Here is a 20,926-nt window from a genome sequence, read left to right on the forward strand (position 1 = left end):
GGCTACGTCACCGGCCAAATCATCAACGTCAACGGCGGCTCCGTCCTCGGCCGCTGACCCTCATCACCCGACTTCCCCGACCGATCGCGACGAGCACAGCGCGAGCAATGGTCGGCGGCGCCGTGACCTTGACCCGCGTGGCCTTGACCCGCGTGGCCCTGGCCCGCGTGGCCCTGGCCCGCGTGGCCCTGGCCCGCGTGGCCCTGGCCCGCGTGGCCCTGGCCCGCGTGGCCCTGGCCCGCGTGGCCCCGATCGGCGTGGCCGCACGCCGCGTGGGCCCGACGCAGGCGGACCCGGAGGTGCCCACGCGGTGGGCTAGTTCGCGCCGCCGGTGAAGCGGCCCTCGTCCTCGCGGTTCGGCCGGAAGCGCAGGCCCGACCAGCGGTCGTCGATCGCGACCTGGCCGCACGGGCGCATGTCGAAGTCGGCGACGATCGGCCAGAGCGAGTCGCGGTTGATGTCGGCCTTGTTGCCCTTCGGGTAGGCCACCCAGAACACGCCGGGCTTCGCCAAGTCGGCGCTGTGCTCCTCGAGCAGCTTGCGGGCGCTCGCAGCGTCGTCGGCGAAGAGCACGGCGGTGCTGGCGGTGGCGAGCGTCTCCACCTCACGCACCCCGTCGGGCATTGGCGTGAGCAGCGGCAGGCGGGACGGGTCGGACAGCCAGACCGTCGAATTCGGCTTGATCAGGAGCTTCTCGGCAATCGTCTTCGACATGATCCGAGCCTGTCACCGACAAATAAATTTGTCAAGGAACTCGGGGGGCACCACCAGGACATTGACCTCCGCTACTGTCGGCCCATGGCCAAGATCCTCGTCGCGTCGATGCCCTTCGCCGGGCACGTCGGCCCGATGAGCGCTATCGCCGCCGAGCTGGTCCGCCGGGGGCACGAGGTCGTCGGTTACACGGGCGCGAAGTATCGCGGCCGCTTCACCGGCGCCGGGGCTAGCTGGCTGCCCTGGATCAAGGCGACCGATTACGACGATGCCGACCTGGCGGCGACGTTTCCGGAGATCGGCGATGGCAAGGGCTTGCGCGGCGTCCAGGCCAACGGCGAATACATACTGTTCGGCACGGCCGCGGGCCAGGTCGCCGACATCCTGGCGGGCGCGCCGTACGACCTGCTGGTCACCGACCAGGTCGCCCTCGGCGGGGGGATAGCCGGGCAGGCGCTGGGGATTCCGTGGGCGACGGTCGCGGTCACCCCGCTCTCGCTGACCAGCCGATATCTGCCGCCGCTCGGCGCGCCATGGACGCCGGCGACCGGGCCCGCGGGCCGGACTCGTGACGCCATCTTGCGGGGCGTCACCGGTGCGGTCTACCGCAGGGTTAGCGACCCCAAAATCAACGAGCTGCGGGCGAGCGCCGGACTCGGCCCGGTGCGGCCCGGGCGGCTCTTCGACGGCATCTACTCCACCGATCTCGTGCTGGCCCAGGGTGTGCCCGGGTTGGAGTATCCCCGCCCCGACCTGCCTGATCACGTCCATTTCGTGGGCCGTATCGCCGCCACGGCTCCACTGGCGCCGGAGGCGAAACTGCCCTCCTGGTGGCCCGAACTGGCCGCGGCCGGCACGGTCGTCCACGTCACCCAGGGGACTCTCGACACCGATCCGTGGGATCTGCTGCGGCCGGCCATGGCGGCTCTCGCCGACCGGGAGGCGCTGGTCGTCATCACGACGGGCGGCGCGGACCCGGCCACGCTCGGCCCGTTGCCGGCGAACGCGAGGGCGGCCGCCTTTCTCCCGTACGACCTGATGCTGCCCTTGGTCGACGTCATGATCACCAACGGGGGCTGGGGTGGGGTGCTCGCCGGCATCGAGGCCGGGGTGCCGCTCGTGGTGGCCGGTGACTCGCTCGACAAGCCCGAGGTGGCCCGGCGGGTGGCCTGGTCGGGCGCCGGCCTCGACCTGCGCACCGGAAAACCGAAGCACGAACTGGTCGGGAGGGCGGTCGATCGGGTGCTGGCCGATGAGTCCTTCCGCACGCGCGCCGACGAGCTCGGTGCAGCACTGCGCGCCGCGGGAGGCACGAATCGCGCGAGCGATCTGATCGAAGGTTTGCTGAAGCCCTGAGCTGGGCTGAAGTTGCATGATCGGCTCCTTCCGCCGTCGAGAGACCCCGATTCTCAACCGGCGGCGACGGGCCGTGCGCAACTTTTTCTCTGGCCTGTGGATAACTCGTCGCCTGTGGATAACTCCGGGTTTTGTCGGTCCGGGCTGATAGACATGCCGGGTGACCGAGACGACGCGGATAGGGCCCGACGAGACCGAGCGAGCTGGCGTGCGCGAGCGGGCCGAGGGGGTGCTCCGCCGGCTGGCGGGCGACCACGCGACCCTGCGTGAGGACCAGTGGCGAGCCATCGAGGCGCTCACCGTCGATCGCCGGCGGGTGCTCTGCGTGCAACGTACCGGCTGGGGCAAGTCGGCCGTCTACTTCGTCGCCACCGCCCTGCTGCGTGACGCTGTCGCGGCCGCTCCGGGCGACCCGCCGGCCGGCCCGACCGTCATCGTGTCGCCCCTGCTCGCGCTCATGCGTAACCAGGTCGAGGCGGCCGCCCGGGCCGGCATCAGGGCGCGCACGATCAATTCGGCCAATCTCGACGAGTGGTCCGAGATCGAGGCCGAGATCCGTGCCGGCGCGGTCGACGTCCTGCTGATCAGCCCCGAGCGGCTGAACAATCCCGACTTCCGTGACAACGTGTTGCCCGGCCTCGCCGCGAGCACCGGCCTGCTCGTGGTCGACGAGGCACACTGCGTCTCCGACTGGGGTCACGACTTCCGCCCCGACTATCGCCGGCTCCGCACGTTCCTGGCCGGCCTCCCGGTGCGTACGCCGGTGCTGGCCACCACCGCGACCGCCAATGCCAGGGTGACCGCCGATGTCGCCGAGCAGCTCGGCGACGCCCTGGTCCTGCGCGGCCCGCTCGACCGCGACTCGCTGCGCCTGGCCGTGCTCGACCTGCCCCATCCCGCGCACCGGCTGGCCTGGCTGGCCGATCATCTCGAGCGGCTCCCCGGCTCCGGCATCATCTACACGCTGACCGTCGCCGCGGCCACCGAGACCGCCGATTTCCTGCGCTCTCGGGGCTATCCGGTCGCCTCCTACACGGGCCAGGTGGAAGACACCGAGCGCCGCGCCGCCGAGCAGGCCCTGCTGGACAACAAGATCAAGGCGCTGGTCGCCACCTCCGCACTCGGCATGGGTTTCGACAAGCCCGACCTCGGCTTCGTCGTTCACCTGGGCGCGCCGCCCTCCCCGATCGCGTACTACCAGCAGGTCGGCCGCGCCGGCCGCGCCGTCGAGCACGCCGAGGTGGTGCTGCTCCCCGGCCGGGAGGACGCCGCGATCTGGCGATACTTCGCGTCTCTGGCCTTCCCGCCGGAAGAGCAGGTCCGCTCGGTGCTGGCCAACCTCTCGCCCGACCGTCCGATCTCGACGCAGGCGCTCGAGCCGCTGGTCGACCTCCGCCGCACCCGCCTCGAGCTGATGCTCAAGGTCCTCGACGTCGACGGCGCGGTCCGGCGCTCCCGCGGCGGCTGGCTGGCCACCGGCGAGTCGTGGATCTATGACACCGCCCGCCTGCGCCGAGTCGCCGAGGCACGTTCGGCAGAGCAAAAGACCATGATTGAGTACGCGGAGAGCACCGCCTGCCGGATGGAGTTCCTGCGCCGTTGCCTGGACGATCCCGAGGCCAAGCCGTGCGGCCGTTGCGACAACTGTGCCGAGCCGCTGTTCGATGCCGAGGTGTCGCCGGCCGCCCTGGCCGCGGCCGACGCGTTCCTGGGTCGCCCCGGCACCGAGATCGCCCCCAAGAAGATGTGGCCCACCGGACTGGCCGCCGTCGGCATCTCGCTGAAGGGCAAGATCGGTCCCGCCGAGCAGATCGGCTCGGGTCGCGCCGTGGGCCGTCTCTCGGATCTCGGCTGGGGCGGCAGCCTGCGTGCCGTGGTCTCCCCGGAGTCGTCCGACGGCCCGATCTCCGACGAGTTGGCCGCTGCCGTCGTCGAGATCCTCAAGGCGTGGGCCCACGGCGACGCCGCCTGGCCCCAGCGGCCGGCGGCGGTGGTCGAGGTGGGCTCTCGCCGGCATCCCCAGCTCATCCACTCACTCGCCGAGCACATCGCCCGGGTCGGCCGCCTCCCGCTGCTAGGCGCGGTCACCACGGCCGAGCCGACGGCGTCCGCCTCCCGGGGCAACAGCGCCCAGCGGGTCCGGGCGCTGCACGACGCGTTCACCGTCCCGCCCGAGGTGGCCGGTGCGCTGCCCGGGCTCCACGCGCCGGTCCTGCTGGTCGACGACCTGGTCGACTCCGGCTGGACGATGTCGCTGGCCGGCCGAGCCCTCCGCCGTGCCGGCGCCGAGGGGGTGCTGCCCCTGGCCCTGGCGATCTCCGCCTGACCGCTCGATCCTCTGCCGCCGTCGCGACACTGCGGGGCCTGTCGCGACACCGCAGTGCCGGGTCGCGACAGTGCGGTGCCGGGTCGCGACAGTGCGGTGCCGGGTCGCGACAGTGCGGTGCCGGGTCGCGACAGCGCGGTGCCCGGTCGCGACAGCGCGGTGTCGTCGCGATGCCGCGGTGGCCGGTCGCGACAGTGCGATCCCCGGTCGCGCGGAGGAGTGCCTGGTCGTGACAAACCGGCAGGTAACGGACAGGATGAGTGATGGAGGCGACGCACGACGGATACGGGGAGGGGGTATGCTGGCGGGCATGTCCGATGACGCGATGCCGCACGAGCACGGTCCGCATGGGTACTCCGGTGACAAGGCGGCCCTGCTCGGGCGCCTGCGCCGGATCGAGGGGCAGATCCGTGGCCTGCAGCGGATGGTCGACGAGGATACGTACTGCATTGACGTCCTGACCCAGATCTCGGCGGCCAAGAGCGCGCTGCAGGCGGTCGCCGTCGGCCTCCTCGAGGACCATCTCGCCCACTGCGTCGTCGACGCGGCGCGCGCCGGGGACCCGACCGCCAAGGTCAAAGAGGCCTCCGACGCGATCGCCAGGCTCGTCAAGTCCTGACCGCGCCCGCACAAGCCCTCCGCAAAGCGCTCTCCACGGCGCTTCCGAAAGCAGCTCCCCGAAAGGCATCGCCATGGCTGTGACCAGCACCTATACCGTGACCGGGATGACCTGCTCGCACTGCGTCCAGGCCGTGACCGGCGAGCTTTCCGCCCTGCCGGGCGTGGCCGACGTGCGGGTCGACCTCGCCTCCGGCGCGGTCACGGTGACCAGCGAGACGCCCCTCGCCGACGACGACGTGCGCGCCGCGGTCGACGAGGCCGGCTACGAGCTCGCGCATGCCTGACGCCTCCCCGGCCGGCGGCCACCCCACGGCCGCCGACCAGCCGACCACCGACCTCAGCCGGGTCCGGGATCAGTCGGCACCCCCAAGCCCGCCGGCCTCGGACCGCCAAGCCGGCGCGGAGAGCCCGCCAGCCCCGGAGCGCCAGAACGCCACGGCGGGCCCGCCACCGTCAGGGCGCGAAACCGGCACGGCGAGCCGGCCGGCGATAGGACGCCAGACAGCAGGCGCGGCGAGCCGGGCGGAGGCCGGCACGAGCGAGACGACCGCGGCGGGGGACCAGGCGGGATTTCGGCTCGCGGCCTTCGGGGCGTTGCTGGTTGTGGTGCTTTTCGCGGGCTACGGGCTCGGACGGCTCAACAACGGCGCCACCTCCGCGTCCGCGCCTCCGGCCGGGACGGCCGCCGACGGGTCGATGGCGGGCATGGTCATGGACGAGAACCAGCCGCACACGCACAACGCCGACGGCACGACGAGCCAGACCGCCACCGGCCAGGGCCCGACCGGCACCTCGGCCGGCGCGGCCGTCGGCGGGCTTTCGCTCAGCTCGGGCGGGCTCACGCTGGTGCCGTCGCGGACCACCTTCCTCGCCGGGCGGCCGCAACGGCTGGCCTTCCGCATCATCGGGGCGGGCGGGGCGCCGGTCACCACGTACCAGGTGGTGCACGACAAGTTGCTGCATCTGATCGTGATCCGGCGGGATCTCAGCGGCTTCCAGCACCTGCACCCGGCCATGGCGGCCGACGGCACCTGGAGCATCGACCTCACGCTCGCGGGGCCGGGGATCTACCGGATGATCGCCGACTTCACCGCTCTCGTCGGCGGCGCGCCCGTGGCGACCACGCTGGGCAGCGATCTCACTGTCGCCGGTGATTACGCGCCGGCTCGGCTGCCCGCTCCGACACACGCTGTGGCCACCGACGGGTTCGCGGTCGGGTACGAGGGTGCCCCGAGCGTTCGGTCGACCCAGCCGATTCTGATCAGCGTCGCCGGGGCTGACCGTCAGCCGGCCGTGCTCGAGCCCTATCTCGGCGCGTACGGACATCTGGTTGTTCTTCGTCAGGGTGACCTGGCCTATGTGCACGTCCACCCGGAGGCCACGCTGGTCGACGGCAAGGTCAAGTTCTGGCTGTCGGTGCCGAGCGAGGGCGTCTACCGCATGTTCTTCGACTTCCAGGTGGCCGGAAAGGTGCACACCGCGGCCTGGACCATGACGGTCTAGTCAGAGCAGCTTCTCCAGCGCCGGCGTCACCGACCACTGGGCGGTCAGGGACTCATACTCCGCCCGTTGCGAAGGGGTCGCCGGCGCGTCGGTGCGGCGGGCCCGCAGCAGCAGGTTGCGCGGTGTGTGCGCCGAGTCGATGAACTCGACGACGTCCACCCTGTAGCCGTTCAGGCGCAGCAGCGACGCCCGCAGCGTGTCGGTCAGCACGTCGGCGAAGCGCTCCCGCATGATCGCGTGCCGGGTGAGCTCGCCGAACGGCGCCGGCGCGGCACCGCCCTTGAGCTGGGCGGCGATGTCGTGGTGGCAGCACGGCGCGGCCAGCACCCAGCGGGCCGACCACTGCACGGCGCGGGCCAGCGCCTCGTCGGTCGCCGTGTCGCAGGCGTGCAGCGCGAGCACGAGATCGGGCGTGAACGGCAGGTCGGCCGACGAGATCGTCCCGGCCACGAAGGTCACATCGGCGGAGCAGCCCAGCTCCGACGCGACGGCTGTGTTCCGTACGCGCTGATCCTCACGGACATCGACCCCCACGACCTGGACCTGGACGCCGCGCGCGGCCAGATAGCGGTATGCCGCGAAGGTGAGGTAGGCGTTTCCGCAGCCCAGGTCGACGACGCGCAGCGGCGACGGCAACGTGTCGGGCAGCGTCGCGGCGAGCGCGCGCAGGAACGCGTCGACCTGCCGGCGCTTGGCCGCCGTGCCGCCCACCACCGTGAACAGCGGGTCGCCCGGATCGAGCAGCCACTGCTTGGCTCGGTCGTGGCCGGCGACCGGCGCCGCGTCGGGCGCCGCGCCCCGGTGCACCTGCGCGTCACCCTTCTTGGTGATTCGCACCTGCACGGTTGTCGCCGACGTCTCCACGTGCCAGTTCCCGAACGGCTCGGCCAGCAGGGCATCGACCGCGGCCTCCGCCTCGGCGCCGGGCGCTACGTTGCGGGTGAACGGGCGGGCTCCATCGTCGGTGACGATCTGTAGGTGCGGTCCGCTCTTCAATGCCACCGGCCGTAACTCTGCCCTGGTCACCGTGGGTGTGTGCCCCCGGCGGCGGCCGGCGGCGACGGCACGGGTGAGACCCGGGTCGAGCAGAAGAGTGCGTACCTCGGCGAGCACGTCGGTGAGCGGTTGTGGCATCTCTCCATTCTGCCCGCGTCGCGGCCGCCGATCGGCGCACGGAAGCGACCGGTGGCCCAACACACGTCGCACAAAGACTGGGCCGAGAAGTGGATCTATAGATACGCTGTCGGCGCTAGAAGCGAGGTGCGCCGCCGATGTCCTTCATGGCCGACCCACCGGGGGCCGACCGGCTCTCCGCCCGGCTGCGCCGGGACACTCGAGCGGCCGACGAGGCAGCCCAGGCAAACGGATTCCTGGAGGCGCTCGCCACCGGCCGGCTCTCCTGGGTCGCCTATGCGGATCTGGCCGCTCAGCACTGGTTCCTCTACGAGGCGCTCGAACTGGCCGCCGGAACCATGGCCGACGACCCGATCGCCCGCGCTTTCGTCTTTCCGGAGCTGATCCGGCTGCCCGCGATCGAGGCCGACCTGCGATTCCTGCACGGGCCGCGCTGGGCGGAGCGAATAGCCGCCCATCCGGCCACGACGACGTACTGCACCCGATTGCGCTACGCCGCCAATTCCCACCCGGTCGGCTTCATCGCGCACCATTACGCGCGCTATCTCGGCGACATGTCCGGCGGCCAATACCTCGGCCAGGCGATCGCCCGCGTCTATGGCCTGAACAGCGAGGGAAACCGCTTCTTCCTCTTTCCCGGCATCGACGTCGAGGCATTCAAAGGCTATTACCGCCGCCTGCTCGACGCACTGCCGTGGACCTTCGACGAGCAGGACGAATTCGTCGCCGAGGTGGTCGAGGCGAACCGCCTGAACGTCGCCGTTCTCGACGAACTCGCCCGCCGCTGGATCTGACTCGCCGTAACCCGGTGGGCTCACTCTCCGTCGTTTTCTCTTGCCATTCAGATGTACGAGGAGAGAAGAGTCCCGACGGAGCGCATCAGCCAGGAGCGGCGCAAGGCCGTCGGCGGCTTCCGGGCTGTCCTGCATGGCAAGGGCCCGGCCAAGGCCGGGCCCCAAAGCAGACGATCAGGCGGTCGTGCCCACGCCAGACTCGGAGCTGCCGGACATGTCGGACGTGTCGGCCGTGTCAGACGAGTCGGATGCGGCCTCGGCCGAGCTGCCGGACCCGCGATTGCCCCGGGCCCCACGACGGCGCCGGCGACGCGGCCGGTCGGCGTCATCCGAGTCGGAATCGGAATCGGAATCGGCGCCAGAATCCAGGCCGACGGAAGACGAGGCAGACTCCCGGCCGACGGAAAGCGAGTCGGAGTCGGAGCCGATCGAAGGCGCGGCCCCGGAAACCGCCGACTCCGCGGCACCTTCGTCGCCGGCGGAGAAGAGCAGCGTGGTGGCCGGCGCCCGGCGACGCGTCCGCGCCCGTTTCGGGGCCTCGGCGACCGCCTCGGACGCGTCCGCTGCGAGATCCGCCTCGGGCGCGCCGGCCGGCGTACCGGCAAGGGGTGCGTCATCGTCGCCCACCCGGCGGCGACGGCGCTGGCGCTTGGGCCGCTCGGCCGTGTCGGCGCTCTCGGCCGGGGCCGCCTCGTCGGAGCCCGGCCCACCGCTTCGCCCGCGCCGCGGACGACCGCCGCGAGTGGGCTCGCGACGCCGGCGCCCGCCGCCCAGGTCCTCCTCGACCTCGGCCGCCAGACCCACCCGGTTGCGCTCGGCGGTCGGCAGCGTGCCCGAGACCTCCGTCGGGATGTCCAGGTCGGCGTAGAGCGCGGGGCTCGTGTGGTACGTCTCGGGCGGCTGCGGCATGCTCAGGCCCATCGACTTGTCGATGAGGACCCAGCGCGGCATGTCCTCCCAGTCGACGAAGGTCACCGCGACGCCGGTCGCGCCGGCCCGGCCGGTGCGGCCGATGCGGTGCGTGTAGGTGTCGGGGTCCTCGGGGCAGTCGTAGTTGATCACGTGGGTGACGCCGGAGACGTCCAGGCCGCGGGCGGCGACGTCGGTGGCGACCAGCACGTCGATCTTGCCGGTACGGAACGCGCGCAGGGCCCGCTCGCGGGCGCCCTGGCCGAGGTCACCGTGCACGGCGGCGACCGCGAAGCCCCGGAAGTCGAGGTCTTCGGCGACGCGGTCGGCGGCCCGCTTGGTGCGGCAGAAGATCATGGTGAGGCCGCGGCCGCGGGCCTGCAGGATGCGGGCCACCATCTCCAGCTTGTTCAGCGGGTGGGTGCGGTAGACGACCTGCTTGGTCAGCGGCGACGGGCCGCTCTCGGACGTGTGCCCCGCGTGGATGGTGACCGGGTGGCTCAGGAACCGGCGGGAGAGAGCCACGATCGGGTCGGGCATCGTCGCCGAGAACAGCATGGTCTGCCGCTCCTCGGGGAGCATCGCCAGGATCTTCTCGACGTCCTCGAGGAAGCCCAGGTCGAGCATGCGGTCGGCCTCGTCGAGCACGAGCGCCTTGATCGAGTTGAGCTTGAGCTGCTTCTGCTTGGCCAGGTCGAGCAGGCGGCCGGGCGTGCCGACGAGGATCTCGATGCCCTTCTTGAGCGCATCGACCTGCGGCTCGTACGCGACGCCGCCGTAGATCGGCAGCACCCGCACGCCGCGCGAGCTGCCCGCGGCGGCGATGTCGCGCGCGACCTGGAGGCCCAGCTCACGGGTGGGGACGACGACCAGCGCCTGCGGCTTGCCGTCGGCGCCCTCGGAGGGGGCGAGGACGCGCTCGAGCAGCGGGAGGCCGAAGCCGAGGGTCTTGCCGGTGCCGGTGGGCGCCTGGCCGATCAGGTCGGTGCCGCGCAGCGCGATGGGAAGTGCGTACTCCTGGATCGCGAAGGCCCGGGTGATCCCGGCCTTCGCCAGCGCCTCCACGGTCTCGGCCCGGACACCCAGCTCGGCAAAGGTGGGGCTGTCCGGGCGGACGGGGGCGCGGTTGACGACTGGAACTAGAGCGGGTTCGGAGTTTTCGATGTCTGTCATGAAGTTTTACGGGTGCCTCTCGTGGTGCGCCCGTCGGATTGCTGGGGCGCGCTTTGGGTAGGGCGCGGGCCACACGCTCGAAAGCGGGCCGCACGCGCGCGGGTCGCCCGCGGCGAAACGGATTCGCGGGGTGAAATGGCTGCGAACCGGATCGACGTCGACGGGCGACACCCCAAGTCTACCCGACCTGGAGATCTGGCACCTCGGAGCAGAGTTACGGGAGGGCACGCCCGATGCACGGGGTGCCCTCCGGGAACCTCAGCGGGTGGTGAAGCCGAACGGCCGGTTGGTCGATTCGGCGATCTCCACGTAGGCCACCTTGGCGATCGGGATGATCACCTTGCGGCCCTTCTCATCCGTGAGCGACAGCACGCTGTCCTTGGCCATCGCCTCGGTCACGGCCTGCTCGACCTCCGCCGGGGTCTGAGCGCTCTCCAGCACCAGCTCGCGCGGCGTGTGCTGCACGCCGATCTTGACCTCCACGGGGCCCTCCCTCTGTACGGGTCTTACGCGGGAAAGGTTATCCGATTTCCGCCGGTGAACCGCTGGTTGCGCCGTCCTGAAGGGGGAAGCTGGCGATGCCGCGCCAGATCAGTGCAGCTACGAGCGCTTCGGCTTCAGCTTTAGGCGTACGACGACCGTTCGCCAGCCAGAACTGCGCCGACTGTCCGGCCGCACCGACCAGGCCGGAGGCGAGCAACTCGGCGGCCGCGGTGTCGAGCGCCGTGTCCGAGATGATCGTGTCGGTCACGGCCGCGATGCAGCCCTGCTCGACCCGCTCGACCCGCTGCCGCACCTGCGGGTCGTTGCGCAGGTCGGACTCGAAGACCAGGCGGAACGCCTCGCTCTCGTGGTCGACGAAATCGAAGTACGCGCGGACGGCGCCCTTGACCCGCTCCTTGTTGTCGTGCGTGGCCAGCATCGCGTCGCGCACCTTGGCGATTATCGCGTCGCAGTGCGTGTCCAGCAGAGCGAGGTACAGCTCGAGCTTGCCGGGGAAGTGTTGATAAAGCACCGGCTTGGAGACGCCGGCGCGCTCGGCGATGTCATCCATCGCGGCGGCGTGGTAGCCGTGCGCCACGAAGATCTGCTGGGCCGCCGCCAGCAACTGCTTGCGGCGAGCGGAGCGGGGCAGGCGGGTGGGCCGGGTGGTCTGTGCCCCGCCGGACGCAGCGGTCATGTCTCTCTACCCTCCAGGGGGTTGGTCCCCGCGGTTCGGTCGGCGCGGTTTGCCCGGATCGGCGCTCGTCGCGGCCGCCCGGTCAATTGTCGCGACGCTGCAACTTATCGCCACCGCACCCACACGGTAGCCTCAGCACGGGCGAGCGAGGAGCACGCGGTGGATGAATCAGGGCATTCCGGAGACACTGGAGCCGCGGAGGGTGGCAACAGTGCCGATTCTCGTGAGCGCACTCGGGTGAACGGCTGGGCGACGCAGGATAGTCCCTGGTCCAACACCGGCGCCGCGCTCGACACGGAAAACGACGTACCCGCCTGGCGCCGTCCCACGCCGTTTCCGCGTAATCAGGCATATCCCCCGGTCGACCGCCCGTACGGCACCGTCCAGCCCGCTCCCGCCCAGCCCATCCCGGCTCAGCCCTCCTCGGCCCCACCGGTTCCGGCGCCCGCCCCGCCCGGCTTCGTCGATTCAAAGCCGCCGGCGTACGACGCCAAGCCGCCCACGTACGAGTCGAAGTTGTCGATGTACGACGTGAAACCTCCGTCCTACGAGCCTCCGCGGCCCGCCGAAATTCCCCCGTCCGGGGAGGAGCCGGCCGCGGCTCGCTGGGCGGACGCCCGCCCGCGCTACTCCGATCTGCTGGCCCACCTGACCCCGCCCGGCGCCGAGCAGACCCGGCCACCGGCCCCGCGTAACGAGTCCGGCCTGACGTCGGCGCCGCGGGCCGAGCCCGGCCTGTCCCCGGCCCCACTCCCGCCGCCGCTGACTCCGCAACTTCCGCGAGACCTGGGCGAGACGACCGGCGCGATCGGCCGGGAAGCGGGGCTCACCTCGCGGGCGGGTCGGCCCACCAGCCTGCGCTCGGTCGAGCCGATCAGCCCCTACGACCTGCCCGCGCCGAACAGCGCGCCGCCGTACCCGTACGAGGGCGACCTCGAGGAAACCCCGCCGGCGCCGCCGCAGCGGGCCGCGGTCCCGCTGGTGCGCCCGGCCGCGCCGGCCGCCCAGGCCGCGCCGCCCACCGCCCCGGCCGCGCGCCGGGCCGAGTGGGGCACCCCCGAGCCGCCCCCGGCACCCCCGGTGCACCCGGCGTCTCCGATGCCTCCGGCGTCTCCGGCCGATGAGGCGAAGCCGGCGCGACCGACGTACGATCCATCGAGCTTCCCGCGCCGGATTTCGTACGATCCCGCGCCGCCCGCCGAGCCGTCCGGCTACACCCCGCCCGCGGCGTACGCGGCCTTCGGCAACCGGCCACCGGCCGGCGGCGGGACGAGCAGCCCGGCCGACCCCGGCCTGCTCAAGAGCGTGCCGGCCGATCCCGGCTCGCTCCGGAGAGTGGCGGCCGATCCCGGACCGGGCGACGCCGGTCCACGAGTACTGCCGCAGCGCGTGCCGGCCCAGCCGGACGTGCCGAGAGTTCCGGAGCCTCCGTTGACGGAGCCGACGGCCGAGACCCCGGCCCTGGCCCGGATCGCGACGCACCTGCGCCGCGGTGACGTCAGGCCGCGCGAGCGGCAGGAAGGCTTCGACGTGCAGGCGATACTGGCGGCGGTGCGGGGCGTCGACGGCGTGCGGGACGCTTCGCTGCGCTCGACCCCGACCGGCGCGCACAGCCTGCGCCTCGATCTTGCCGAGGGCGCCGACCCGGCCGAGGTCAGCCGCCGCGTGGCCCGCCTGCTGCAGGAGCGCATGGGCCTGGACGCCGCGATGAAGGGCGAGGCCCCGGCCAACGCCCCGGTCTCACCGCCGTCGCCGCCGCGTAACGCGCCACCCGCCGCCCCGGCTCCGGTTGCCGAGACACCAGCGCCGGCCCGGGCGCAGACCCTGGCCCCGCCGCCCGCCCGCCCGGTGTCTCCGTCTCCCGCGCGTCCGGTGTCTCCGCCTTCCGCGCGTCCGGTGTCTCCGCCTTCCGCGCGTCCGGTATCTCTGCCCCCGGTCCGCCCGGTGTCGCCGGCGGCCGCGGCCGCGGCCCCGACCGAGCGGCCGATCGAAAGGCCGATCGAGCGGCCGGCCGAGCACGCCCGCCCCGAGCCCGAGCCCGTCCGCGCCCCGGAGCCGGAGCGCGTCGAGCAGGCCGAGGTCGTCCCCGCCGACGAGCCCCGCCCACCGCGCCCGCTCTACCCCGGCGAGCACCCCGGCCCCCGCATCGTCCTCGAGAACGTGCACGTCAACACGTTCGGCTCGGACGCCACCGTCGAGGTTCGCCTCGCCGTCGGCGGCCGTTCCACCTCTGGCAGCGCCAGCGGCCCCGCCGTCGACGGCTACCTGCTGCGGCTGTGCGCGATGGCCACCGTCGGCGCGGTCGACGAGCTGCTCGCCTCCTCCGACCACCCCGACGGCCCGGCCCGCTGCTTCGTCGAGCACGCGGCCTCCGTCCCGTTCGGCAACTCGCAGGTGGCGGTCGTCGTGTTGCTGCTGTCCTGCAACGGCTGGGTGGAACAACTGGCCGGTTCGGCCGTGGTGACCGGTGACGACAGGCATGCCATGGTTCGTGCCACTTTGGCCGCCGTGAACCGCCGGCTTGAGGCACTCTTGTCTCGATGAAGGGCGCCATCCTTGCCGACGACGGCCTGCTGCTGCCGGACGGCGACGCACCACCCCCGTGGCCCGCGCGCCGGGTCGTCATCGGCGGGGCGATGTTGCACGTCCGCGACACCCCGGCCACCGCGGCCGGTGCCGAGCCCGCCGTCTACGTGCACGGCCTGGGCGGCTCCTCGCAGAACTTCACCGATGTCGCCGGCCTGCTCGCCGACCGCTTCGACGGCCAGGCCGTCGACCTGCCCGGCTTCGGCTACAGCGACCCGAGCCCGCGCTACTCGATCCCGGCGTTCGCGGCGACGCTGATCGGCTATCTCGAGCACGCCGACCGCGGCCCGGTGCACCTGGTGGGCAACTCGCTCGGCGGCTCGATCGTCGTCCGCGTCGCGGCTCTGCGGCCCGACCTGGTCCGCACGCTCACCCTGATCTCCCCGGCCATGCCCTTCCTCGATCCACGGCGTACGGCGCACGGTCCCTTCCTGCCGCTGCTGGCCCTCCCGCGGGCCGACCGGATCTTCGCGTGGGGGATGGCCCGCCTCTCGGTCGAGGAGATGACCGAGCAGGTCCTCGAGGCGTGCTTCGGCGACACCCGGAAGGCGAGCGCGCAGCGGCGGGCCGAGGCGGTCGAGGAGATCAAGCTGCGCTACACGGTGTCGCACTACCCGAACGCGTACCTGCGCACGCTGCGCGGCCTGGTCTCCAGCTTCCTGCGCGCCTACCTTCCCGGCCGCAACTCGCTGTGGCGGCTGGCCACCGAGATCACCGCGCCGACGCTGGTCATCGGCGGTCTCACCGACAAGCTGGTCGATCCGCGGGTGCCCGCGCAGGTGGCCAGGGCGATCCCCGACAGCCGTCTGCTGATTCTGCCGGGCGTGGGCCACGTGGCGCAGATGGAGGTGCCGCGTCTGGTGGCCCGGGCCATCGTCGGCATGCTCGACGAGAAACCGGCGACGATCGCCGGATAGCGACCCGCCTTACACAAGATCCACCCGGCAGGACAGCGATCGACGCGTATGAGACGCTGGCGATCGATGATCTCGCAAGCATCTCTGCCGCCCGCCGAGCCCGACCATTGGCGCCGGTGGTGGCTGGTGCTGCTCGTCTTCACCATCGTGACGGCCTCGGGCCTGCTGCTGGGGCATTCCCTGAGCTCGGAGGCCGCCCAGGTTCCGGCGGCCACCCCCTCCGTCTCCCCGTCGCCGTCCCCTTCCGCTTCCGCGTCCCCCTCGCCCTCGGCGGCGCCGATCCTGGAGACAGCCCCCACCAGCCCGGCGGTGGATCAGCTTCGTCTGCCGGGTGCGGTTCCGGCCCATGGTTCCGGCAAGTTTTCGTACGCGATGACGCGCGGTCCCGTCCTCGGCGGCAAGGGCGCCCTGCGGCGTTTCCGGGTGGCCGTCGAGCAGGGCAGCAACGAGGACGTGACCGCCTTCGCCGAGCAGGTGCGGGCGACCCTCGGCGACCCGCGCAGCTGGATCGGCGGCGGCCAGGTGCGCCTGCAGATGGTGGCCGGCAACGACCACGCCGACTTCACGATCTTCCTGGCCACCCGGGACACGGCCGGGCAGCTGTGCGAGCGCGGCGGCACGAACATCCGGATCGGCGGCGTCCCGTACACGTCGTGCCGGGCCGTCGGCAAGGTGATCATCAACTTGGATCGCTGGCGGCTGTCCGCGAAGCCGTACGTGAACGCCAAGATCCCGCTGGCGGTCTACCGGCAGTACGTGATCAACCATGAGGTGGGCCACGAGCTGGGCCACCGTCACGAGGGATGTCCGCGGGCGGGCGGCCCGGCCCCGGTGATGGTGCAGCAGACGCTCACCACCCGCGGCTGCAAGCCCTACCCCTGGCCGCGCGCGGGCAACGGTTTCCTCACCGGCCCCGCCCTGTAGCTGGCAAAACGCCTGATACACCGCGTTTCGGCGTGGCACGCTCGGCTGTGTCATGAGTGGGACGGGTGGAAGGCATCACGCCGTCGGGACCGCCGATCGGGGCAGCCCGGCCGACCCCCGTACGCGAGTCTGGGATCCCACCCGGAACCCGCCGGCGATGCGCCGGACCCCGCTCACCCGGCCCGCGCCCCCACCGGCTCCGGTTCCGTTCCGCGATTTCGAGGAGGAGCCGCGCCCGGCGCGGCGACGCCGGCGCGTGCTCACCGTCTTCACCTACCTGCTGCTGGCGGCCTCCGTCGTGTTTCTCGGCCGGTATCTGCACGGCGGCGACGGCGACCGCATCGTCGTCCCGGCGGCCACGCCCCTGCTGGTCAGCCGGCATCCGTCGGCGGCGCCGTCGAAGGCCGCGCCGTCGACGAGGGTGATCGTCCGCGCCGCCGGGACCAGCGGTTCCTTCGAGTACGTGACCGGCACCGGACCGGTCCTCGGCGGCGCGGGGCCGATCCGCCGTTTCCATCTCGCCATCGAGAAGCCGGCCACCTTCGGCGCGCCCAGTTCCTTCGCCCGCGAGGTGGACCGCACGCTCGGCGATCGCCGCAGCTGGATCGCCGAGCGCCGGTTCCGCTTCCAGCGGGTTCCCGTGGCCGTGCATGCCGAGTTCACCATCTACCTCGCCTCCGCGCGCACCTCCGAGCGGATGTGCCGCACGGGAGGATTGGAGACCGGCGCGTACACGTCCTGCCGCCTGTCCCAGAAGGTGATCGTCAACGACGACCGCTGGGAGGGCGCGGTGCATGGCTACGGGGCGCCGCTGACCACGTACCGCGCCTATGTGATCAACCACGAGGTGGGACACCAGCTCGGTCACGGGCACGAGGCCTGCCCGGGCCGGGGCCGCCTCGCGCCCGTGATGATGCAGCAGACGTTCGGCCTGAAGGGCTGCGTGGCCAATTCCTGGCCGTTCCCGAACGGCAAGCGCTACACCGGCCCGCCCGCGCCGTGACCGCCGAAAAATTCCCTCATCCCGCATGTCGGGCCGGTGGGCAACGTCATGGCTACGACGAAGATGAACGAGCAACAATGGCTAGCGATCCTTACCACCAACCCGGGGAGTGAACCGTGGCATTGCCCCCGCTCGTCGAGCCGGCCGCTGAGCTGACCATCGACGAGATCCGCCGCTACTCACGTCACCTGATCATCCCGGACGTCGGGATGGACGGGCAGAAGCGGCTGAAGAACGCCAAGGTGCTCGCCGTGGGCGCGGGTGGCCTGGGCTCGCCGGCGTTGCTCTACCTGGCTGCCGCCGGGGTGGGCACGCTCGGCATCGTCGACTTCGACACGGTCGACGAGTCCAACCTCCAGCGCCAGATCATTCACGGCGTCTCCGACGTCGGCCGGCCCAAGGCCGAGTCCGCGGCGGACAGCATCCGGGAGATAAACCCGCTGGTGAACGTGGTCATCCACAACACCGCGCTGGACCGCGACAACGTCATGGAGATCTTCAGCCAGTACGACCTGATCGTCGACGGCACCGACAACTTCGCGACGCGGTACATGGTCAACGACGCCGCCGTGCTGCTCGGCAAGCCGTACGTCTGGGGTTCGATCTATCGTTTCGACGGCCAGGCCTCCGTGTTCTGGGAGGAGCACGGGCCCTGCTACCGCTGCCTCTACCCGGAGCCCCCGCCGCCCGGCATGGTCCCGAGCTGCGCCGAGGGCGGCGTCCTCGGCGTGCTCTGCGCGTCGATCGGCTCGATCCAGGTCAACGAGGCGATCAAGCTGATCACCGGCATCGGCGAGCCGCTCGTCGGCAAGCTGATGGTCTACGACGCCCTCGAGATGGAGTACCGCAAGATCAAGGTCCGGAAGGACCCGAACTGCGTGCTCTGCGGCGAGAACCCCACGCTCACCGACCTCATGGAGGACTACGACGACTTCTGCGGAGCGATCTCCGTGGAGGCCGAGGAGGCGGTCGTCGACTCGACGATCACCGCCCGTGAGCTCAAGGACTGGCAGGACTCCGGCAAGGACCTGTTCCTGGTCGACGTCCGCGAGCCCGCCGAGTGGGAGATCAACCGCATCCCCGGTGCGACGCTGATCCCCAAGGGCGAGATCCTCTCGGGCGAGGCGCTGTCCCGCTTCCCGCAGGACCGGCAGATCGTGCTGCACTGCAAGTCGGGCGTGCGCTCGGCCGAGGCGCTGGCGGCCCTCAAGGCGGCCGGCTTCAAGGACGCCGTGCACGTCCAGGGCGGCATCGTCTCCTGGGTGAACACGGTCGACCCGTCCCTGCCGTCGTACTGACCGGTGACGCCGGGGAGCCGATATGGCTCCCCGGCCACGGCACGTGGGGCGCTTTGCCCCTCCGCGTTGTAGCGTCACGTCGTGGTCGATATTGACGCCGCGATCGGATACGTGGTCGCCCACGGCGACCCGGTCGAACGTGCCCGATTGTCGTACCTTCGCACCGGCCAGCCACCCTCGCCGGAGATCATCGACCGGATCGCCGCCGGCCAGATCGCGGCCGGCGGCTGGCCCGCCTCGACCGAGGGCGTGATCCCGTCGGTCGATGCCACCTGCTTCCGCCTCAACGAGCTCGACGACCTGGGCGGCCTGCACGGCAGCGTGGTCGACCGGGCGCTCCGCTGGCTCGCCTCGGTGCAGCGCCCCGACGGCACCTGGCAGGAACACGACTCGCTCGCCGCCGAGGCGCCCGCCTGGGCGATGCCCGGCGACCCCGAGGCCACGCTCTACCTGACCGCGCTGACCGGCTTCTGGTTCACGGTCGCCGAGGTGGAGCTGCACCCGCACCTCGACCTGCCGGCCCACTACGCCCAGACGCTCGGTGCCGCGGCCGCCTTCGTGAACTCCCAGCTGCGCCCCGACGGCACCTGGCCGTCGTTCCTCGCGACCGGCTGGCACGCGGCCGGCCTGCTCCACGCCCAGCAGTACTTCTACGAGTCGGCCCGCGTCCAGCTCGTCCTCGGCGACCGCCTGCACGACATGGCGCCGGCCGACGTGGCGTCGATGGCCGCCGCCCTGCGCCGCGTCCACCTCGGCGACGACTGGCTGTTGCAGGCGGCCCGCAAGCGCCTGGCCGCCACCCAGCGCACCGACGGCGGCTGGGACAGCGCCGAGGGCCCGAACTTCGACGTGAACACCACCCTGACCGTCCTGCGCGCCTGCCGCTAGCCCCCGTCAGCGATAGCGGAAGGTGAACGAGACGTCGTTGTTCGTCAGGTTGGGGTCGGTGTAGCCGGGCGACGGCCGGACGTGCACGGTGATCGGGGTGGTCTGCCTCCGAGCGTCCGTGCGGGTGAAGCGGAACATCAGCCACAGGCCGGTCTGCGGATCGACGGTGCCGCCGCAGGTGAGGTTGCCACCCCGGTATCCGGGCGGCGGTCCGGCGCAGCCGCCTTCGATACTTTTGAGCTTCGTCCCGGCCGGCATCGCGAAGACCGCCTGGTACGGCACCGGCGACTTGCCGTGGTTGCCGACGGTGAAGTCCATGATCCCTTCGTCGCCGTTGAAGACGACCAAGCCGTCCGTGAAGACCCGCAGGTCGTCGGTGGTCACGACGCGGGGGAACGACGTCGGTCCGGCGCTCTGCGCGAATTGGGCGCCCGTCCACGCGTACGTCCGCCACTGGGTTTTCATGAGAGGCGCCTGCTGGCGTACGAGGCAGCGCAGCGGCGCGGGGAAGTCGCCGACCTCGATCGAGACCGTCCCGTCGGCGTCGGCGCGCACGTCGCAGATGGCCTTGACCGGGCCGGTCTGCACGGCGACCTGCCCGCGCATGGCGTTGTCCGCCGCGAACGCGACCACCTGATACGTGCTGACGTCGGCGGCGGCGTCGACGCAGGCGAAACGGGCCACGGCGTCGACGGTGCCGTCGTGGTCGACGTCGGCGTGGACGACCTGCTCGAGGTGGATCGACTTGGCGCCGCCGATCGGGTGCGAGTCGTTGCGGAAGACCAGCCGGCCGGAGGGGCAGCCGGCGAGGAGAGCGTCGGGCGCCCACGGCGGCAGGTCGAGCGTGGCGTTCCCGAGATCCTGCACCGGGCCGGGCGGCCGGATCGGACCGGCCGGCACGGTCTCGCGGTGAGTCCCGTACGCCGCCGCCGGAACGATGATGGCGAGGGCGGTGAGGATCCCGGCGGCGATCATGTGGTTGCGCCGGCGGACTCGTACGGTTTGGCGGGTCTTCGCGACCCCGGCCGAGCGGACGTGCGGAGCCACCTCGTCGCGGAACTCGGCGAACTCGCGAACGAGCGGGTCGATGTCGAAGTCAGTCACGGTGAGCCCCCTTCTCGGTCTCGGTGAGTTCGGCGGCGAGCGCGACGCGGCCGCGATGCAGCCAGGACTTGACCGTGCCCTCGGGAGCGCCCTCCTGCGCGGCGATCTCGCTGACCGGCAGGTCGGCGAGGTAGTACAGGATGACCGCGCGCCGCTGCGGGGCCGGCAGTTTCGCCAGCGCCGCGGCCAGCGCGACCCGTTCGGGACCGGGGGAGGGTGCGTGCTCCTCGCGGTGGCCGCGGGCGAAGCGGGCCGCCAGCCGGGCTCGCCGCCACTGGCTGGTCGCGAGGTTCCAGGCGACGTGACGCACCCACGCGCCCGGCTCGTCCAACGTGGACACGCGGCGCCAGCGGGACAGCGCGCGACAGAACGCCTCCTGCACCACGTCCTGCGCCGCGGCCAGGTCGCCGGTGTACGCGTACAGCTGGATCGTCAGCGGCTGGAAGTAGGCCGCGTAGAACTCCTCGAACTCAAGGCCTGACACGGCCGTTACACG

20 protein-coding genes are annotated in these 20,926 nt (G+C 71.9%); 13 read left to right on the forward strand and 7 right to left on the reverse strand.

Annotation, left to right across the window (positions count from 1 at the left end; genetic code table 11):
* The first annotated feature begins 137 nt into the window (after nt 1-137).
* Complete coding sequence (locus A3CQ_RS62185; RefSeq protein WP_157295846.1) at nt 138-335, forward strand: hypothetical protein; 198 nt, start codon at nt 138-140, stop codon at nt 333-335.
* Here the strand turns inward: A3CQ_RS62185 and A3CQ_RS0124070 are convergent.
* Nucleotides 316-714 carry a hypothetical protein gene (locus A3CQ_RS0124070; protein ID WP_020513518.1) on the reverse strand — a complete coding sequence of 133 codons (399 nt, stop codon included), beginning with the start codon at nt 712-714 and terminating at the stop codon, nt 316-318. The two genes, A3CQ_RS62185 and A3CQ_RS0124070, sit on opposite strands and share 20 nt — an antisense overlap.
* An 84-nt stretch (nt 715-798) precedes the next feature.
* Between A3CQ_RS0124070 and A3CQ_RS53815 the strand changes: the two genes are divergently transcribed.
* The 5 genes from A3CQ_RS53815 (at nt 799) to A3CQ_RS0124095 (ending at nt 6,520) form a co-directional block, all read left to right on the forward strand.
* Nucleotides 799-2,070, forward strand: coding sequence for a glycosyltransferase (locus A3CQ_RS53815; protein WP_020513519.1), 1,272 nt, complete (start codon nt 799-801; stop codon nt 2,068-2,070).
* A 160-nt stretch (nt 2,071-2,230) separates the two neighbouring features.
* Nucleotides 2,231-4,396 (forward strand): RecQ family ATP-dependent DNA helicase, encoded by a 2,166-nt coding sequence (locus A3CQ_RS0124080; protein ID WP_211216672.1) that lies wholly within the window; start codon nt 2,231-2,233, stop codon nt 4,394-4,396.
* Nucleotides 4,397-4,706: 310 nt separating this feature from the next.
* A complete protein-coding gene (locus A3CQ_RS0124085) occupies nt 4,707-5,015 on the forward strand; it encodes a metal-sensitive transcriptional regulator (protein WP_026206126.1) in 309 nt (102 codons plus the stop codon).
* Nucleotides 5,016-5,088: 73 nt separating this feature from the next.
* On the forward strand, nt 5,089-5,301 hold the full coding sequence (locus A3CQ_RS0124090) for a heavy-metal-associated domain-containing protein (protein ID WP_026206127.1): 213 nt from the start codon (nt 5,089-5,091) through the stop codon (nt 5,299-5,301).
* Nucleotides 5,294-6,520 (forward strand): DUF8832 domain-containing protein, encoded by a 1,227-nt coding sequence (locus A3CQ_RS0124095; protein ID WP_063713600.1) that lies wholly within the window; start codon nt 5,294-5,296, stop codon nt 6,518-6,520. Before A3CQ_RS0124090 ends, A3CQ_RS0124095 begins: the two co-directional genes overlap by 8 nt.
* Here the strand turns inward: A3CQ_RS0124095 and A3CQ_RS0124100 are convergent, their stop codons facing one another.
* Entirely contained in the window at nt 6,521-7,654 is a 1,134-nt protein-coding gene (locus A3CQ_RS0124100; RefSeq protein WP_020513524.1) for a class I SAM-dependent methyltransferase, read from the reverse strand.
* Nucleotides 7,655-7,791: 137 nt separating this feature from the next.
* Between A3CQ_RS0124100 and A3CQ_RS0124105 the strand changes: the two genes are divergently transcribed.
* Nucleotides 7,792-8,448, forward strand: coding sequence for a biliverdin-producing heme oxygenase (locus tag A3CQ_RS0124105; RefSeq protein ID WP_020513525.1), 657 nt, complete (start codon nt 7,792-7,794; stop codon nt 8,446-8,448).
* A 174-nt stretch (nt 8,449-8,622) separates the two neighbouring features.
* On the opposite strand, the gene A3CQ_RS53820 is transcribed toward A3CQ_RS0124105, so the two are convergent.
* From A3CQ_RS53820 to A3CQ_RS0124120, 3 genes are all read right to left on the reverse strand, one after another.
* Nucleotides 8,623-10,530, reverse strand: a complete 1,908-nt coding sequence (locus A3CQ_RS53820; RefSeq protein ID WP_084699192.1) for a DEAD/DEAH box helicase — start codon at nt 10,528-10,530, stop codon at nt 8,623-8,625.
* Nucleotides 10,531-10,788: 258 nt separating this feature from the next.
* Complete coding sequence (locus A3CQ_RS0124115) at nt 10,789-11,013, reverse strand: DUF3107 domain-containing protein (RefSeq protein ID WP_020513527.1); 225 nt, start codon at nt 11,011-11,013, stop codon at nt 10,789-10,791.
* Nucleotides 11,014-11,050: 37 nt separating this feature from the next.
* Entirely contained in the window at nt 11,051-11,710 is a 660-nt protein-coding gene (locus tag A3CQ_RS0124120) for a TetR/AcrR family transcriptional regulator (RefSeq protein ID WP_020513528.1), read from the reverse strand.
* A 237-nt stretch (nt 11,711-11,947) separates the two neighbouring features.
* On the opposite strand from A3CQ_RS0124120, the gene A3CQ_RS0124125 reads away from it, so the two are divergent.
* The 6 genes from A3CQ_RS0124125 to A3CQ_RS0124150 all read left to right on the forward strand — a co-directional run bounded on the left by A3CQ_RS0124125 (nt 11,948) and on the right by A3CQ_RS0124150 (nt 19,326).
* The gene (locus A3CQ_RS0124125; RefSeq protein WP_051115334.1) at nt 11,948-14,254 is read left to right on the forward strand and encodes a hypothetical protein; all 2,307 of its coding nucleotides are present in this window, start codon (nt 11,948-11,950) and stop codon (nt 14,252-14,254) included.
* Nucleotides 14,251-15,213, forward strand: a complete 963-nt coding sequence (locus A3CQ_RS0124130) for an alpha/beta fold hydrolase (protein WP_020513529.1) — start codon at nt 14,251-14,253, stop codon at nt 15,211-15,213. Before A3CQ_RS0124125 ends, A3CQ_RS0124130 begins: the two co-directional genes overlap by 4 nt.
* A 66-nt stretch (nt 15,214-15,279) precedes the next feature.
* A complete protein-coding gene (locus A3CQ_RS0124135; protein ID WP_020513530.1) occupies nt 15,280-16,137 on the forward strand; it encodes a DUF3152 domain-containing protein in 858 nt (285 codons plus the stop codon).
* Nucleotides 16,138-16,189: 52 nt separating this feature from the next.
* Nucleotides 16,190-17,140 (forward strand): DUF3152 domain-containing protein, encoded by a 951-nt coding sequence (locus A3CQ_RS53825; protein ID WP_245577316.1) that lies wholly within the window; start codon nt 16,190-16,192, stop codon nt 17,138-17,140.
* Nucleotides 17,141-17,256: 116 nt separating this feature from the next.
* Entirely contained in the window at nt 17,257-18,438 is a 1,182-nt protein-coding gene (gene moeZ / locus A3CQ_RS0124145; RefSeq protein ID WP_026206129.1) for an adenylyltransferase/sulfurtransferase MoeZ, read from the forward strand.
* Between the two features lie 81 nt (nt 18,439-18,519).
* Nucleotides 18,520-19,326 carry a prenyltransferase/squalene oxidase repeat-containing protein gene (locus A3CQ_RS0124150; RefSeq protein ID WP_020513533.1) on the forward strand — a complete coding sequence of 269 codons (807 nt, stop codon included), beginning with the start codon at nt 18,520-18,522 and terminating at the stop codon, nt 19,324-19,326.
* Nucleotides 19,327-19,332: 6 nt separating this feature from the next.
* On the opposite strand, the gene A3CQ_RS0124155 is transcribed toward A3CQ_RS0124150, so the two are convergent.
* Entirely contained in the window at nt 19,333-20,430 is a 1,098-nt protein-coding gene (locus tag A3CQ_RS0124155; RefSeq protein WP_020513534.1) for a hypothetical protein, read from the reverse strand.
* Nucleotides 20,423-20,914, reverse strand: coding sequence for a SigE family RNA polymerase sigma factor (locus A3CQ_RS0124160; RefSeq protein ID WP_020513535.1), 492 nt, complete (start codon nt 20,912-20,914; stop codon nt 20,423-20,425). Before A3CQ_RS0124160 ends, A3CQ_RS0124155 begins: the two co-directional genes overlap by 8 nt.
* Nucleotides 20,915-20,926 lie beyond the last annotated feature (12 nt).

Origin of the sequence: Paractinoplanes globisporus DSM 43857 (genome assembly GCF_000379645.1) — a bacterium.
Taxonomy (GTDB): domain Bacteria; phylum Actinomycetota; class Actinomycetes; order Mycobacteriales; family Micromonosporaceae; genus Actinoplanes; species Actinoplanes globisporus.

Excerpts from the sequence above, each read along its gene's own strand:
- A3CQ_RS53820 (WP_084699192.1), bottom strand. The coding sequence starts at position 10,530 with ATGACAGACATCGAAAACTCCGAACCCGCTCTAGTTCCAGTCGTCAAC.
- A3CQ_RS0124095 (WP_063713600.1), top strand. The coding sequence starts at position 5,294 with ATGCCTGACGCCTCCCCGGCCGGCGGCCACCCCACGGCCGCCGACCAG.
- A3CQ_RS53825 (WP_245577316.1), top strand. The coding sequence starts at position 16,190 with ATGAGTGGGACGGGTGGAAGGCATCACGCCGTCGGGACCGCCGATCGG.
- A3CQ_RS53815 (WP_020513519.1), top strand. The coding sequence starts at position 799 with ATGGCCAAGATCCTCGTCGCGTCGATGCCCTTCGCCGGGCACGTCGGC.
- A3CQ_RS0124105 (WP_020513525.1), top strand. The coding sequence starts at position 7,792 with ATGTCCTTCATGGCCGACCCACCGGGGGCCGACCGGCTCTCCGCCCGG.
- A3CQ_RS0124085 (WP_026206126.1), top strand. The coding sequence starts at position 4,707 with ATGTCCGATGACGCGATGCCGCACGAGCACGGTCCGCATGGGTACTCC.
- A3CQ_RS0124135 (WP_020513530.1), top strand. The coding sequence starts at position 15,280 with ATGATCTCGCAAGCATCTCTGCCGCCCGCCGAGCCCGACCATTGGCGC.
- A3CQ_RS0124120 (WP_020513528.1), bottom strand. The coding sequence starts at position 11,710 with ATGACCGCTGCGTCCGGCGGGGCACAGACCACCCGGCCCACCCGCCTG.
- A3CQ_RS0124130 (WP_020513529.1), top strand. The coding sequence starts at position 14,251 with ATGAAGGGCGCCATCCTTGCCGACGACGGCCTGCTGCTGCCGGACGGC.
- A3CQ_RS0124090 (WP_026206127.1), top strand. The coding sequence starts at position 5,089 with ATGGCTGTGACCAGCACCTATACCGTGACCGGGATGACCTGCTCGCAC.
- A3CQ_RS0124100 (WP_020513524.1), bottom strand. The coding sequence starts at position 7,654 with ATGCCACAACCGCTCACCGACGTGCTCGCCGAGGTACGCACTCTTCTG.
- A3CQ_RS0124070 (WP_020513518.1), bottom strand. The coding sequence starts at position 714 with ATGTCGAAGACGATTGCCGAGAAGCTCCTGATCAAGCCGAATTCGACG.